General features: G+C 67.9%; 7 protein-coding genes and 1 pseudogene. 1 reads left to right on the top strand and 7 read right to left on the bottom strand.

Annotated elements, in window-relative coordinates; genetic code table 11:
- From Acor_RS40635 to Acor_RS40625, 4 genes are all read right to left on the bottom strand, one after another.
- On the bottom strand, nt 1-9,411 hold a 9,411-nt coding region (locus Acor_RS40635), incomplete at its 3' end, for a DNRLRE domain-containing protein (protein WP_170317353.1).
- A 16-nt stretch (nt 9,412-9,427) separates the two neighbouring features.
- Nucleotides 9,428-10,033 carry a hypothetical protein gene (locus tag Acor_RS42705; RefSeq protein ID WP_170317352.1) on the bottom strand — a complete coding sequence of 202 codons (606 nt, stop codon included), beginning with the start codon at nt 10,031-10,033 and terminating at the stop codon, nt 9,428-9,430.
- A gap of 27 nt (nt 10,034-10,060) precedes the next feature.
- Complete coding sequence (locus Acor_RS40630) at nt 10,061-10,432, bottom strand: hypothetical protein (RefSeq protein WP_155342087.1); 372 nt, start codon at nt 10,430-10,432, stop codon at nt 10,061-10,063.
- A gap of 242 nt (nt 10,433-10,674) precedes the next feature.
- Nucleotides 10,675-11,337 (bottom strand): helix-turn-helix domain-containing protein, encoded by a 663-nt coding sequence (locus Acor_RS40625; RefSeq protein ID WP_174876271.1) that lies wholly within the window; start codon nt 11,335-11,337, stop codon nt 10,675-10,677.
- Between the two features lie 295 nt (nt 11,338-11,632).
- On the opposite strand from Acor_RS40625, the gene Acor_RS40620 reads away from it, so the two are divergent.
- Entirely contained in the window at nt 11,633-11,845 is a 213-nt protein-coding gene (locus Acor_RS40620) for a hypothetical protein (protein ID WP_155342086.1), read from the top strand.
- A 169-nt stretch (nt 11,846-12,014) separates the two neighbouring features.
- Here the strand turns inward: Acor_RS40620 and Acor_RS40615 are convergent, their stop codons facing one another.
- The 3 genes and pseudogenes from Acor_RS40615 to Acor_RS42700 all read right to left on the bottom strand — a co-directional run.
- A complete protein-coding gene (locus tag Acor_RS40615) occupies nt 12,015-13,559 on the bottom strand; it encodes a site-specific integrase (RefSeq protein WP_155342085.1) in 1,545 nt (514 codons plus the stop codon).
- Between the two features lie 5 nt (nt 13,560-13,564).
- Nucleotides 13,565-13,828 carry a hypothetical protein gene (locus Acor_RS40610; protein WP_155342084.1) on the bottom strand — a complete coding sequence of 88 codons (264 nt, stop codon included), beginning with the start codon at nt 13,826-13,828 and terminating at the stop codon, nt 13,565-13,567.
- A 289-nt stretch (nt 13,829-14,117) separates the two neighbouring features.
- Nucleotides 14,118-14,539, bottom strand: a pseudogene (locus tag Acor_RS42700) (hypothetical protein); the annotation flags it as partial.

Genomic DNA, 14,539 nt, shown 5'->3' with positions numbered 1-14,539 from the left:
GTGGCATTGGTTCCAGTAGCGGTCGGTGGCGTTCTGCGCATTCTGCAGCTGTTCCTGGGCGCATTTAAGCGCGCCCTGCTTCATGCATTTGCTGTATTCAAGACTCGCGCATTCGGCCGCCGTGTCGCAGGCGGTGGCCAGGCCGGTGGGGTCGGACAACCCGATGGGGTTGTTCCCCGCGTAGGCGAACGGGTTGGCCCATTGAGGCTTGCGCAGGTCTAAGAGGGGATCGGTGGAAATGAACTTGGCAGCCCGGGGGTCGTAATAGCGGGCTGATAGGTAGGTGAGGCCCGTGGAGTCGTCTTCGATCTTGCCGAGGAAGCCGAGGTCGGTGAAGGGCAGGTCGTCGGTGCCGCGGCGCTCGCCGAAGGGAAGGTAGCGTTCGCGGGCCACCTGGCCGGTGGCATCGTCGATGGCGAGTTGGGCCGAGCCATGCAGGCCCGCAGCCATCCATTTGACCGTGCCGGTTTGGCCTTGGCTGGTGGTGCGCATGGCGACGGTGGCGCCGTCCGGGCTGGTGTAGTAGCGGGTGGCGCTGATCTGGTCGCCGACTACCTGGACTTCCATTGAGCCCAGATACAGGGTGGCCTTCCCGTCGGGGTCGCGGCGGATGAGGCGTTCGCCGTCCGCGTCGTACACCATGCTCGTCTCACCGGTGCCGGCGATGGTGGCCACCTCCAACTGGCCGAACTCGTTCCAGACGAAGGTGCCCTGCTTGCCGTCGGCGGTTCGTGAGGTGAGTTGCCCGGCGTTGTCGTAGCTGTAGATGTCGGTACTGCCGGGCCGGGCGATGCTGGTGACGGCATTGGGCCGCACTGCGGAGGCCCCCGCTGCGGGATAGACGTAGGTGGCTGTCTGCCCGGCGTCGGTAAGGGCGGTGATGTTGCCGACGCCGTCGTAGGCGTAGGTCTGGTTGTAGGGGTCGATGCCCAGGCCGTCGGCTGCAGCGGTGCAGGTGGCGCCGGTGGTGGTGTAGGCGGTGGTCAGGCGGTGCAGGCCGTCGTAGGTGTAGCACTCGGACTGACCGGGACCGGCTCCAATGGCCGAGGCGGCGTCCAGAATCCGCGTGATCTCCCCGGAGGTGTCGTAGGTGTAGCGGTCGTCTTGCGCGGTGACCGGGGTGGCGGTGTCGGCGTTGGTCTGGGTGGTCGCCCGGTTCAGCCAGCCGGTGGCCGGATCCCAGGTCAGCGTGCGCTTGATCTTTCCAGCGGCTCCGTAACCGCGCTGGGACAGCTGTCCCGTGGCGGTGTAGGTGGTGGAGTCGACGTAGGTATAGGTACCGCTGTGATCGCTGGTCAGTCTGCTCGCCAGGCCGAGGTCGGTGTAGGTGGAGGTCATGGTTTCGGCGGGCAGGCCACCGGCAGCGGGCATGCTGTATGTGGCCATGTCACCGGCGGTGTTGTAGCTGGTAGTGAAGGTATAGGTACCGGCCAGCAGGCCTTCGCTGGATGGGACGGTCAGGGAGGATCCGGTCGCGCGGCCCATCACGTCATAGCCGGTGACGGCATCGGTGTAGCGCTGGCCGTTGGTGAACCGCGTGGCCGAGGTGAGCTTGCCGACGGCCAGGGTGTCGTAGACCCATTCGGCGAGTTTGGTGCCGGCGACCGGCTCTCCCGCCCACATGCCCGTCTTGCGGCCGAGGTCGTCGTAGGTGTGGGAGACCTTCTGGCCCTTGCCGTCCGTCGACCACAGCAACCGGCCCGCCGCGTCATACCCCTCCTCGGAATCGCCCGCATCGGGATCGTGGGCGGCGATCCGGCGGCCCATCAGGTCGTAGGTGAAAGTGCGGATGTTGCCGTTGGCGTCGGTCTGCTTGGTCAGCTGCCCGTTGAGGTCGTACTCATACGTGGTGGTGTAGAACTGCGGTGCGATCACGGTGCCGGTCTGCCAGGAGGTCCACTCCGACGCCGCGGCACCCCGGACCGCGCGGGTACGCCAGCGAATCTTCCACCCGTCCTGCAGGGTCCCGGCCGGTACGGTCACCGTCGCCTCCTTACCGGAGGTCATCCCGCTGACGCTGCCCGACCAGATCAGCCCGGTCCCCTGGCCGGGCTCGGAGGGATCGTGCTCGACCTGGAACTCACCGCCGACCTGCCCCTGCGTCGCGGAGAAGGTCGCGATCAGCGCGGGTGTGAGCGAGTGCAGGTCGGCAGGCTGGCTACGCGGCCCGGCAACCGTGGGGATCGACGTCCCGTCCGTCACCGTCAGGGACTGCCAGGCCGACCACGCCGATGTTCCCGCGCCGCTGGTCACGGCCCGGACTCGCCAGCGGACCTTCCAGCCCTCCGTCATCACGGGCACAGTGACGGTCGCCGTCTCCCCCGAGGCGACGTTGCCGGCGGCCCCGGTCCAGATCTGCCCGGTGCCCTGCGCGGGAACCAAGGAGTCGTGCTCGACCTCGAACTCCGCGCTGACCGTCCCGCCATCGGGGTCGAAGACCTTCGCGCTGAGCTCGGGCGTCAGCGACTCGGTCGCCGACAGGTCGCTCACCGACGGGTCGGGACGGTCGATGCGCACGTCCTGCCACGCTGACCAGTCCGACGCGACTGTTCCGGCCAGGGCGCGGGCCCGCCACCGGATGTTCCAGCCGTCCTGGAGCTCCCCAGCGGGAACCACGACCGACGCCTGCGAGCCCGCCGGGGTGTCCTCGTCGGCCCCGGCCCAAACCTGCTGACCGTCGTGCTCGACCTCGAACTCGGCCCGCAGCGTCCCGCCCGCAGGGTCGGTGACCTGGGCCTTCAGGGCGGGCATGACGCTGGTCGCGACCCGCACGCCTTCGACGACCTCCGACGGGGTGATCTCCAGAGCTGTCACGGCGGGGTCCGGGTCGATCGGGCCGAGGTGGACCGTGACGGTCTGCCACTCCGACCAGGCCGACGCGGCCGACGTGGCGGCCGTCACCGCGCGGGCCCGCCACCGGATGGTCCACCCGTCGGTCAGTTCCCCGGACGGCACCCCCATTGATGCGACCTGCCCCGACGCCACGGCCAGAGAGGATCCGGTCCAGATCTGCTGGCCGTCGTGCTCGATCTCGAATTCGGCTTTGACCTGGCTGTTTCCGGGTTCGGACACGGTCGCGCGCAGGTTGGGGGTGAGGGTCGGTGTGAGGGTTTCCGTACCGGATACCGTCGAGGGGTCGGTCTGGAGTGACCCGATCGACGGGTCCGGGGTGTCGAGGGTGAAGTCCTGCCAGGGCGACCACGCCGAGGTGATGTTGCCGTTCGGGTTCACCGCGCGCACTCGCCAGCGCGCTGGGATCCCGTCGATCAGCTCACCGTTCGGCACGGTGAGCTGCGCTTGGCCGCCGGAGGCGACCGTGGCGACGTTGCCGGTCCAGGCTGAGGTTCCGTGCGGCTGCTCGACTTCGAAGTCGGCCCGCAGCGTTGCCCCGCCCGGGTCGCTCACGGTGGCCTTGAGCTGGGGCGTCACCGTGGAGGTCACGGTCTGCCCGCCGACGATTGCCGAAGGGGTCAGCTGGAGAGCGCTGACCGACGGTTTCGGCGTGTTGACGGTGAAGGTCTGCCAGGAACTCCACGCCGAGGCGGTGTCGCCGCGTACCGCGCGGGCCCGCCAGCGCACCTCCCAGCCGTCCTCCAGCTCGCCCGCCGGGATCTGCACGGTCGCGTTGGTGCCGGATGTGACGTTGTCCTTGCTGCCGGTCCACACCTGCTGGCCATCGTGCTCGGCCTGGAACTCCGCCCGCAGGGCCTGGGCTCCGGGTTCGGACACCCGCGCGGACAAGGTCGGCGTCAGTGACGTCACCGGCGTGGGGGTCACCGAGAGCTGGTCTGCGACCGGGGTGCGGTCGGGAGCGGGCGATCCGGCCGCGATGGCGGCGATCTCGGTCGGGGTCAGCACCTTCTGGTAGATGCGGACGTCGTCGATCTGCCCGTTGTAGACCGCGCCGAATTTGACCTGGCCGCCTGCCTGCCAGCCAAGCGGCACGGTGTTGGTGCCGATCTCGGTGCCGTCCCGGTAGAGGCGGACCCGCCCGTTGGGGCGGTCGTAGACGCCGGTGATGTGGAACCAGCGCTTGATCGGATAGCTCCCCGCCCACACGCCGTAGGTGATCGCGCCTGGTGTGTCGGAGTTGTTGATGACCATCTGGAGCTGGCCGCTGGGGTTGATGCCCAGGTAGAAGGCCGGTTTGTTGGTGCCGACCTGACGGATCGGGTCGTACCAGTCGTTGCTGTCCTGGACCCGCATCCAGGCCGAGACGGTGTAGGACTGGTCGGTCCGCATCACCGAGCCGGCCGTACTGGCGCTGTTGGCACCACCGGTGGCCGCCAGCGCGCCGCCGAGGACGCCGTCGGTCCAGGAGGATGTGCCGCCGAGGGTGGCGGTACGGCCGGTGGTGCCGGTCGCGTCGCCACCGTCGCCGTTGAACTTCCAGTGCGCGATGGGCGAGCTCGTCGGCGCCTGGGCCGAGGAGGGGTCGACGCGCAACGTCTGCCACGAAGACCAGGCCGAACTCGTCGATTCGGCCGGGTTGACCGCGCGTACCCTCCAGCGGACAAGCCACCCCGCCGTGAATTCCCCCGCGGGTACGACGACGGCCGCCGACTGGCCCGAGGCGATCCCGGCGGCGCTTCCGGTCCAGATCTGGCCGCTGCCCTGGGCCGGGACGGACGGGTCGTGCTCCACCTCGAACTCGCCCGTCAGCGGCCCACCCATCGGGTCACTCACGATCGCGGCGAGCTGAGGCGTCAGGGAGGTCGCGGTGGTCGTGCCGGAAACGGTCCGGAACGGCGCGACGGCCGGTTGCGTCGCCGTGGGAGCCGAGGTCGAGGTGTAGGTCACCGACAGGGACGGCTTGTACTGCGCCCCGGCGGTCGTCTCGTTGGAGTGGAATCCCCGGTCGTACTCGGGACGGCCCGACTGCACCTCATCCGCACCGCGCAGCATGATGCCGTTGTTGGCCGTACCCGACGCCCACGCCTGCGCGAACGGCAGGACGTTCCACGTCATATAGCCGGGCGCGCCACAGGTCGCCGAGTCGTTCGCGGTGACCTGGCCTGTCGTGGTGGTGGCCGGTTGGGACGACCAGGTCAGCCCGCCCGTGGTCCACGAGCCGGTGACACGCTGCGCGCGGATGCCGGAGCTGGCGTCGCCGCACCCGGACGCTTCGGTGCGGTAGAGGTTCAGGGTGGCGGCGCTCACCGTGGCTGCCGTGAGGGAGGCGGCGTTGAAGGTGAGGTAAGCCCGGTCGTAGACCCTCGAGGACGCGGGGATCTGAAGGGTACCCGCGTAAAGAGACGGACTCGACTGCGTGTCGGCACCGGTCTCTCCCCCGGTGCTGACCCAGGCGTCGGTAAGTACGGGGAGGGTGGTCGTCGGGTCGACGGTAACCGGGTACTTGGTGGCCTTGTCCGCCAGGAACGCAGGGTCGGGCCGCAGCACGAGCACCTGCCTGCCGCCCTCGTTCACCACATCCGTCGCGATCTTGCCGGTGCGTCCGCGCTTCCCGCTCGCGTCCCACATGATCGGCGCGGGCGCCGAGGCCGCGATCCGCCCGCCCCCGTCGGTAAGCGCCAGTCCACCCTCCCGCGACCTGGCCAGCGTCATGCCCTGGGCGACGACCGGCAGCCGGTACTCCACCGGGCCCGACGGCGGTTGCCGCAGCACCACGTCATGCCGGAAGCCGGAACTCAGTGCCGTCACCACCAAGTCGGCCCCGGGCCCCGCACCATCCACGTACGTCGCGACGTTGCCCTTGACCTGCGGCCGGGGCAAGTCAGCGGGCCACTCCAGCGCGAAACGTTCGCCCGCGTTCCCCTCCAGCCGGGCCAGCGTGCCCCTCCCCCCGAGAGAGAACTCGACGGTCGCCGCCGCGACCTTGGGCTTGAGCACCCCGCCCACCTCGACCAGGGTCGTGTCAACACCAGCCCAGCCGCCGTCCGGCTGCCGCACCCGCACAGGACCGGAGGAGAACTCAGCGGTGAACGAACCGTCGGGGTTACGGAAGGTCTGCGAGTCCTCGGTCGTGCGATCCGCCAGCAAGACCCGGCCCGAGGCCGCCTTCGCGGCGGTCGGCCCCTGGAGGGCGGCCGGAGCCGCGCCCACCCCGGTCAGCCACTCCTCGATCTTGGTGACCTTGTCCTCGGCGTCGGTGTAACTGACCGTCTTCCCGCCGACCGACGGGATCACCTCGGTGCGGTCGCCGAAGTAGTTCGTGGTGGTACGGCGGAGCTCGCTCGATCCGGTCATGTCAGCCGACACCACGGCCCGGCCGACGCCGTCGAACGTCTGCTTCGTCCACTGGGGCAGCGTCGACATCACCGCGTTGAGCAGCCCACTGCCAGGCTGAGCGGCGTTGTACGCAGGCCCGCTGCTGGCCGAGGTCAAACCACGGGCGTCATAGACGGTCGCGTTGACCACCCGGCCACCCGCAGGGGAGGCAACCTGCGTCTCCCGGGTGCGGCCGAAACCGTCGTCGTAGCTATAAGTGGTCACATAGATGCTGGCCGTCTGAAGTTTCGACACCGCCGTGCGCGCCGGCCCGTTCACCGTGCCGGTCCCGTTGACCGGGATCGTGTACGTCACCGTCGCCGCCGCCGTACCCCCCGACTTCGGCTGAGCCGGAGTCCACAGGGCGACCGTGCGGCCGAGAGGGTCGTAGTCGATGTTGGTGTCGTACCCGGCCTCGTTTCGCGTACCGATCGGCACACCGAACTCGGGATTCGCCCAGGTCGTGGTGGTGTGACCAAGCGGGTCGATCACCGCGACACCACCGGTGGGCCAGCCGACGAAGGGAGTGTAGGTCGTGGTGGTCATCTTGTTCAGCGGGTCGGTGGAGGAGGTCGAGCGGCCGTAACCGTCGTAGGTGACCTTCGTGGCGGTGAAGTCGGTCGCGCTGGTGTAAGCGCGGGACTCGGTGGCGTTGCCCTTCGTGGGCAGGTTCGCGCCCTCGCCGGTGGCGCCGTCGTAGAGGGTGACCGAACGGCCCATGAACGTCCCCGACGCGCAGTCGTCACCCTTGCGGCGCTCCTCGGAGGCCGGGTAGGAGATCATCCAGGCACCGTTCGCGGTGTTTTTCGCGTACGTGGTCGCAGTGCACGTGTTGTCGGAGGCGACCCCGCGCTCACCGTACTCGTTGACTCTGCTCGGCAGGCCGTCGACGTTGTAGGTGGTGGCGGTCTCGGTGTAGCGCCAGCCGGAGGTCACCTTCTCCCGGGCGACCTGCCGGGTCTGATTGACCTGGTGGGGGTCGGCGATGCCGGGTCCGTTGCCGGTGACCACGTTGGTGTACTCCGAGCGGGTGCCGCCCTGCTCCTGGAAGGTCATGGTCGCGGGGATGGTCGGGCAGGGGCCGCTGTCGCTCCAGTAGGTGGAAGAGCTGGAGGGGGTGCGGCCGGTGTTGCTGTTGTTGACCGAGATCCAGTGGTGGTTGTTGTAGGACACCCGGTCGCCCCAGGTGTAGGCAGTGGAGGCCGACCATGGGCTGTACTGGCACTGCTGGGTGGGAGTGGTCCAGCCGGTCACCACGAAGGCCTGTTCCTGCAAGGTGCGGCCCGACAGCATGCGCAGGTCGTTGACGGTGTTGTTCTCAAAATCGATGACGGTGGTGTTCTTCGGGCTGCCGTTGGCGAGCTTGTCCTCATACAGGCCGCGGAAGAACGTGCTGGTGGAGACGCTGTAGCCGGAGGCGTCGGTGCCGCTGCCCTTGATCGTGCGGACGGTGGGGTAGCCGCGGTGCTCGCTCCACTCGCCGAACCAGTTCACGCACGGCGGCTGCGGCGGCCGGACCGGCGGGTCGAAGCAGGACGGGGTGGGAACCTCGTAGGTGCCCGGCAGGGCCCAGGCCGGTGTCCCCAGGTACTGGTAGTCCGTGACCATGTCCGGTGACCCGCCGACCAGGTCACGGTCGACCACCCGGGTGACCATGAACTTGTTCCACACCGAGCCGACCAGGTGGAACTCGTTGTTGGCGTCCATGTAATTGCTCGCGTACAGCCAATAGCAGTCGCTGCCCTCATTGTCCCGGTCGACGGCCTTGGTCTCGGGGCTGATGTCGCAGCCGGAGGGCTGACCGTAGGTGACCTCGGTACGGCCGCCCAGCTCGTTGTTGATCGCGTCAATACGGGGGAAGGGCACTTCTGGCCGGTCACTGCCGTTGGAGTCGTTGCGGTTGTTCAGAAGGGTCGCATCGAACTTCACGGGTGGCAGCGCGATGTCAGGCCCGTTTCCGGCCAGGCCGACCTGGCGGATGGAATCCAGCCACAACAACATGCCCTGGGTTTCGCCGCCGGAGACCAGGCCGCCCAGCCAGTCCTGGCCCAGCTCCAGCCGGGTGACATCGTCCCAGCCGGTGGCGGGGGTGTAGGTCTGGGTGGTGACCGAGGCCAGGCGTTTGGAGATAAAGAACGCCGGGCCGTTCAGGAAACACTCACTGCTGGGCGTCTCACAGCGCAGGTCCAGCGGCACATCGCTGAGCCCGTCCAGGGTGCGGTCGACCATGGCGAACTGCACTCGGGCGGTGGGAGCCGAGCCGCTCACGTTCAGGTTGGAGCCGTAGGAGACCTGGGTCAGGTAGGCGCCGCGGTCATAGGTCTGCCAACAGGTGGCCAACGTCATCCGGGTCGAGCAGTAGCCGTTGGCATCCCGCTGGTAGGTGTAGTCGATGACGTTGCCGCGCGCATCGACTTCTTGGTCCAGCAACCACCGGTAAGGCGCCGTGCACATCGATGTCGCCCCGCCGGTCGAGCGGGGCACCCACAGGTTGTGGCAGGGCTCGCCGGCGTCATCTCCCTGGAAGGGGATCTGCAGGCTGGCATCCCGCTGATAGCCCAGCCGGTAGCGGGTGCCGTCCTGGGTGACGATCGTCCAGTACGGCTGACCCGAAACAGGACTGGAACTCACGAATTCGATCTTCCAACCGAAATCCTCCACCGTCTTCCAATCGCCGCTGGTGGCGTCCTTGACGATGTGAGAGGAACGCCCGCCGACCGACAGCGTCAGATCTCGGAGGGTGGGATCGTTGCCGCCGGAGGCCCAGCATCGGTCGGCCCCATCGCTACAGGGGTAGAAGGTCTGTTCGATGAAACCCTGGTTGAGGTCCCAGCCCGACCCGACTACCGAGGCCTGGTTGTTGGTGAGATCCATCAGGCTGTCCACCGAGGTGGAGGAGTAATCGAACGACAACGCCGGACCGGCACCGGACGGGCCGGGCGGCACCGGGATGGGGTACGAGTAGGTGAACCCGCCGCCGGACAGGCCGACCTGCCAGGTCCCCGACGGCTTCAGATCGGTGGCCTCGAACGAGCCGGTTGTGCCGCTGGCGGTCGCGCTGGCCGAGCTGGTCACCGCATACACCCGCGCCTGGGATGCGGCCGCGTTTGGAGCGACCCCAGTCGTGGCCGGGACCGCCTCCACCAGCGCGGTCAGCGTCCCCGCCTCCACATCGTTGACCACAGGGATCTGCTCGGACTCAGCGGCCGTCTTCGCCCGGCATCCCGCGGAAGGCGCACTGTCCAGCACGCACGCGGGCAGCCGGACCAACGACAGCCGGGAGGCGAAACCTCCGCTGTAGGCGTCCCGGAAACCCGAATAATCCACCGACCCCGCCGATCCGGCGTGCGGTCGCCTCATCGAAGGTCTGGACCTTCACTCGCGCCGGAGCAACTCCAGTGGCCCGATCGGCCTGCTGCGCCGCCGCCGCGTCAGACCGTGCCAGCGGTTTCCCAGCCTGGCCGACCACGGGGGACGACCCCTGCAGCAACGGCTCGGGAGGGCCGACCTTGACCGGCAGCGAGCCGACCGCCACCGGTTTGGCGCCCACCGCCACTTCACCCGACCCGGCCTTCGGCCACACCACCGCGCGCGGTACCGGCGGCTTGTGAAGATCCTCCGCACCCGGCTCCACCGAGGGCACGGCAAGGGGACGGCCAGCGACCGAGTTCTCCTTCATCGGCTCCGGCAGTTCCGCCGCCGACGCGGAGGTGACCAGGCCGTCCGGTACGCCGATCGTGGAGACGAACACCGACACGACGACCGCAAGCGCAGTTGCGACGACCTTGCCACGCGCTCTGACCACGCGACCCCCCATGCATCACAAACCCCGTCAGATGACAGCGCGATCATTCATGGGATAAGGAGAAGATAAAAGAGCGAAATAAAGCGACAGACGTGACAACAGGTGCACTATGCGTAGTACTCGGACGTCACGGACACTAGACCGGTCCAGAATGTGATGCAAATCACATTCGGCTCCCAGAATCGAGACGGCACTCCCCCCGAACTCCAATAAAGTCCGCTCACGATCGCCATCAGAACCGCCGTACTCGGCCTCGCGGCTGCCCTCGCCACCGCCCGCGGCGCCCCCGCCGCTCCCGCTCCATTCCAGGGCATCGCTCAGGCGGATCTGCTTAACGCCCTGACCGCCCAGCTCGTCGAAGGCCGCGGCGTGACGGGACGCGAACGCCAGGAGACCCACATCGACGGAGAGAAGCTCAACGACGGCGAGCGCACCGGAAACTCCAGTTCAACCCAGCCGGCGTGGAGGGCTACGACGTCACGATGAAGACCAAATAGCCGAATCCCTTCGAGGCGTTGCGATGCCGACTTTTGACGGCAAGGTGTTGACTGTCACCGAGATGATCGCCCCGGATCACCTCGCCGGTCCGGTTCACCTACGATCACTCCCGTGGGTGCGCAGCGAATGGATCGCGAGCAGTTCTACGCCGCATTGGCTCCGCTTGATGAGGAGCGGTTGAAGAAGGCTCTGTGGACGCTGTACTGGCGCGGATCGGCGCAGTTGCGGGAGAAGATCGAGGCAGAGCTGGCTCCGGAGGAGCCCAAGTTCGCGACGTGGAACAGATCGCACGCCCAGATGCCCTCGGCCTGCGCTTTGAGGAACTGACTCCAACTCGGTCCGATGCGACGTGGCGCCGGACTGAGCCTGGCTCTTTTGAGGATGTCGCGTACGGTGCTGGGCGGTACCCGAAGGCCGATGCCGGCCAGTTCGCCGCTGATGCGCTGGTAGCCCCACGTGGGATTCTCCCGGGCCAGGCGCAACACCGCCTCCCGGATGTCCGCGCGCGTGGAGGGACGACCCGGGCGTTTGGACGGGTAGGTCCAGCGGCGCGTTACCAGGGAGCGGTGCCAGCGCAACAACGTCGCGGGGGTGACGAAGAAGACATCCCACGACGAGCGGGGAAGCAGCCGCGACAGAGCCGCGAGCACGACCCGATCCACCGGCTGGAGATCAGGCCGGTTCACCTGACGGCGCAACACGGCGACCTGATGGCGAAGCACCACGATCTCGGCCGCTTTGGCCCGGTCACCGCGGCCCAGCAGGAACAGGAGCTGAAAGACACGCCCGAGGATGAGGTAGAGCAAGGACCACGACACCGTCAGCAGGATGCCCGAGACCTCATCATGCTCGAGCCGTGAACCCCCAGGTCAACCACTACGGCTGAGTTTCCGCACCCCACAGGAGCTTCCCTCAGGATGTCAGCCGTTCTGACAGGCCCTACCGGAACGCATCGCTGTGCTTGTTCGTGCCGTCATCGCTTCGGCTGTCCTTGCCGTCTTGGTCGCTGTGCCCGCCTCAGCCGCCGGTCCTGAACCGGGATGGGGTCATGCGACCACCGCTGGGAATGTTCATGTATCGCAGGACCGCAACCACATCGTGGTGTGCGACAACAAGGCCGACAACCTGTACGTGGAGGCCGAGTACGCCACCTCGATGCTCGGCACCTACACGGTGGCCGACTCCAACGGAGCCGCGTGGGGCTGCGGAGAGGACCGCACCTACATCAGCCACGTCGATGTGTTCAAGATGTGCACCGGCATCAGAGGTGTCACGCGGCACTGCGAGGATTCGGTCTGGATCAAGAGGCGGTAGCTGCTCCAGCAGGTCCACACGCTGGCGCCCGCCGGCACGCGCGGTGCAATGGACGCAGGCCCGCCCCGGCTTCGAAGCGGGCCTGCAACGGGAACCCGAGCTCAGCCTCCGTTGATCACCCGTTCCGGCGATCGGATCGGGTACCACGTCGTAGGGCAGGCGGTCCGCACTATCTGCCGGTATGAACCGGTGAGGAAGAAGTCGCCAGGAGGGCTGCCGTCGACTCGGCGGCAGCTGCGGCGACCTCCGGGTAGACGCTGGTGTAGGTGTCGCGGGTGAAGGTTGAGGAGACGTGGCCGAGTGTTTCCTGCACGATCTTGAGTTCGACTCCGGCGGCGAGCATGAGGGAGGCGGCGCCGTGGCGGAGGTCGTGCAAGCGTACGGGTGGTAGCTGGGCTTCGAAGGCGAGCCAGTAGAACTGGTCGGTGGCCTGCTGCGGATGTAGCGGCCGGCCGAGCTCATCGGTGAAGACGAAGCCGCTGTCGGTCCAGTCATCGCCTGCGGCGAGCCGTTCCTCAGCCTGCTTGGTGCGGTGTTTCTTGAGGAGTTTCATCGTTTCGGCGTCGACGGCGATGATGCGGTCGCTGGCGTCGGTCTTCGGTTTCCCCTGGACGGGTTGCCAGCCGAGCTGGGTGATCTGCCAGTGCACGCCGATCGTCTGGGCCGCGAAGTTGACGTCCGGCCAGCGCAGGCCCACGGCCTCGCCGCGACGCAGGCCCCGCAGGGCGATGAGCCGGTACAGCACGTGCAGGCGATGTCGGCGGGCGCGGGTCAGGAAGGCCGAAGTGTGGGCGGGTGTCCACACCATCACCGGCGAAGGGCGTGGGGTGGAGATGTAGAAGCCGATCACATCCACCCGGGCCCGCGCCCGGCGAGCGGCATCCACCCGAGCCGCGTAATCAGCTCGCCATTTGGCCACTCGCCCCTCGGTCCACACCACCGGCTTCGGGCGAACGGCGGGCGGGAGTTCCACCACGGCCGCGGGGTTGAAGTCCAGCAGCCGGTCCTGCTTGATCGCGACGTTGAGGGCGTGCCGGAGGGTGGCGCGGATGCGGTGCATCGTGGGTGGCCCGACCGGCCGCCGGTATCTCACCTTCGTCACCCGGGCTGGGTCGCCGCTGGCTCGTTCGACCGCGATAATGTCGTTGAACTCCTCGATCGCGTCGAACATGCCCGCGATGTCGGAGACGCGCAGGCGGCCCAGCCGGATGTCCCCGAGGTAAGGGGTGAGGTGGAGCCGGACATGAGCGGCGTAGCCGGAGCGGGTGGTCGCCTCGATCCGGCGTTTGCGGGCCAGGAACTCCTCCAGCCATTCGGCGACGGTGATCTGCCGGTTGAGGTCTTGATGGGTGCGGACCTTGCGCCGTACCTCCTCAGTGTCGGGAAGCTTCTTGGTGTCTTTCAGCACCGACAGCATCAGCTCGGTGATCCGCCGTTTCACCAGGGGGTCGTCGTCCAAGGCCAGCAGGCCGCGAGCGTGGTCGAGTTCGGCCTCGGCCTCATCCAGGGTGTCGAAGCCGCTTCGTCGTAGCGGGTTGCGGCGCCTTCCGTCGGCGTGCGCGGGCAACTCCAGCTGGTAGGCCCACCGGCCGTGCGCACTGTTCCAGCATTCACCACCCCGACCCGAACGACGTAGTTTCGGGCAGGTCGTGCCGAGCCGTTTGCCTGCGGCGTCACGGCAGGCGCAGGTCTTGAAAGTGGTTCCGTTGGCCACCGGGATCATCCCTTCTCATCGTGGTCTTCGCCGCGACGAACGTGGCCGTCGTCGGCGTATCCGAGCAGCGCCCGCACACCACGGACCGGGACCATGTACCGGCCGCCGATCCGCAGCACCCGGCAAGGAAACTGGTCGGCCTTGGCCAGCCGGTAGGCCTTGGTACGGCCCATGCCGAGCAGGCGTCCCGCGGTCACCACGTCAATCACCTCGGCCCGCACTTCCCCGAGGTCTTCGGGATCGTGCGGCGGCCTTCGTGTCTTCGTCATCACTGATCACCTCTGTGGAAGCGGTCGGACAGGCAATCCGGCCGATCGGGGTTCCTAATCGGCCGGGCGGTGGTCAGGGGGATGAGGGTTGACGGCGGTGTGGACGGGGCGCTGCGCCGCCGACCGGCCCACCGGTGCCCATGGCGAGCCCGTTGGCCCACACAGGCGGCAACGGCGGGCACAGCGGCCCCTGGGCCACGGTGGTACCGGTCGACGGCGGCCGTATCGACGCCCACCTCCACCCCCGGCGTCAAGCAAAATCCGCTGGTCAGCCCGACCAGGATCGGGGCTATCCCATGATCTGATGTGCTTCGGCTGGAGCTGTTGCGGACATGGTCGGCCTACGGAAGATGAGCAGGACTTCGTGTGCTGTGGCGTGGATGGGCAGGCCACGTGCCCAGCCCTTGCGGGCCTCGTGGACCTGGAAGAACGAGGCCCGGTTCAACAACCGGTCTCTTCCGAGCCCGCACAGCAGGCAGACGATGCGGTCGGCGAAAACGAGCCCGGCCTGACGGGCAACCTCCTGGACCTGGCCCGGCAGATCAATCAGTTCGGTCTGATGGCGGTAGGGACGCACCGTGATCGCCGCCACCCCGCCAGGCCGCAGCAGTTGCACGCAGCCGGACAGGATGCGGCCGAAGCCCTCCAGCAGGACCGGCAGGCTCTGATGGGCCAGATTGGCGCGGTCGCGCGAGTAGCGGTGATTCCATT

This window comes from Acrocarpospora corrugata (assembly GCF_009687845.1).
GTDB classification, from domain to species: domain Bacteria; phylum Actinomycetota; class Actinomycetes; order Streptosporangiales; family Streptosporangiaceae; genus Acrocarpospora; species Acrocarpospora corrugata.
Note: the sequence above shows the minus strand (reverse complement) of the source record. Positions and strands in the feature narration are given on the sequence as shown.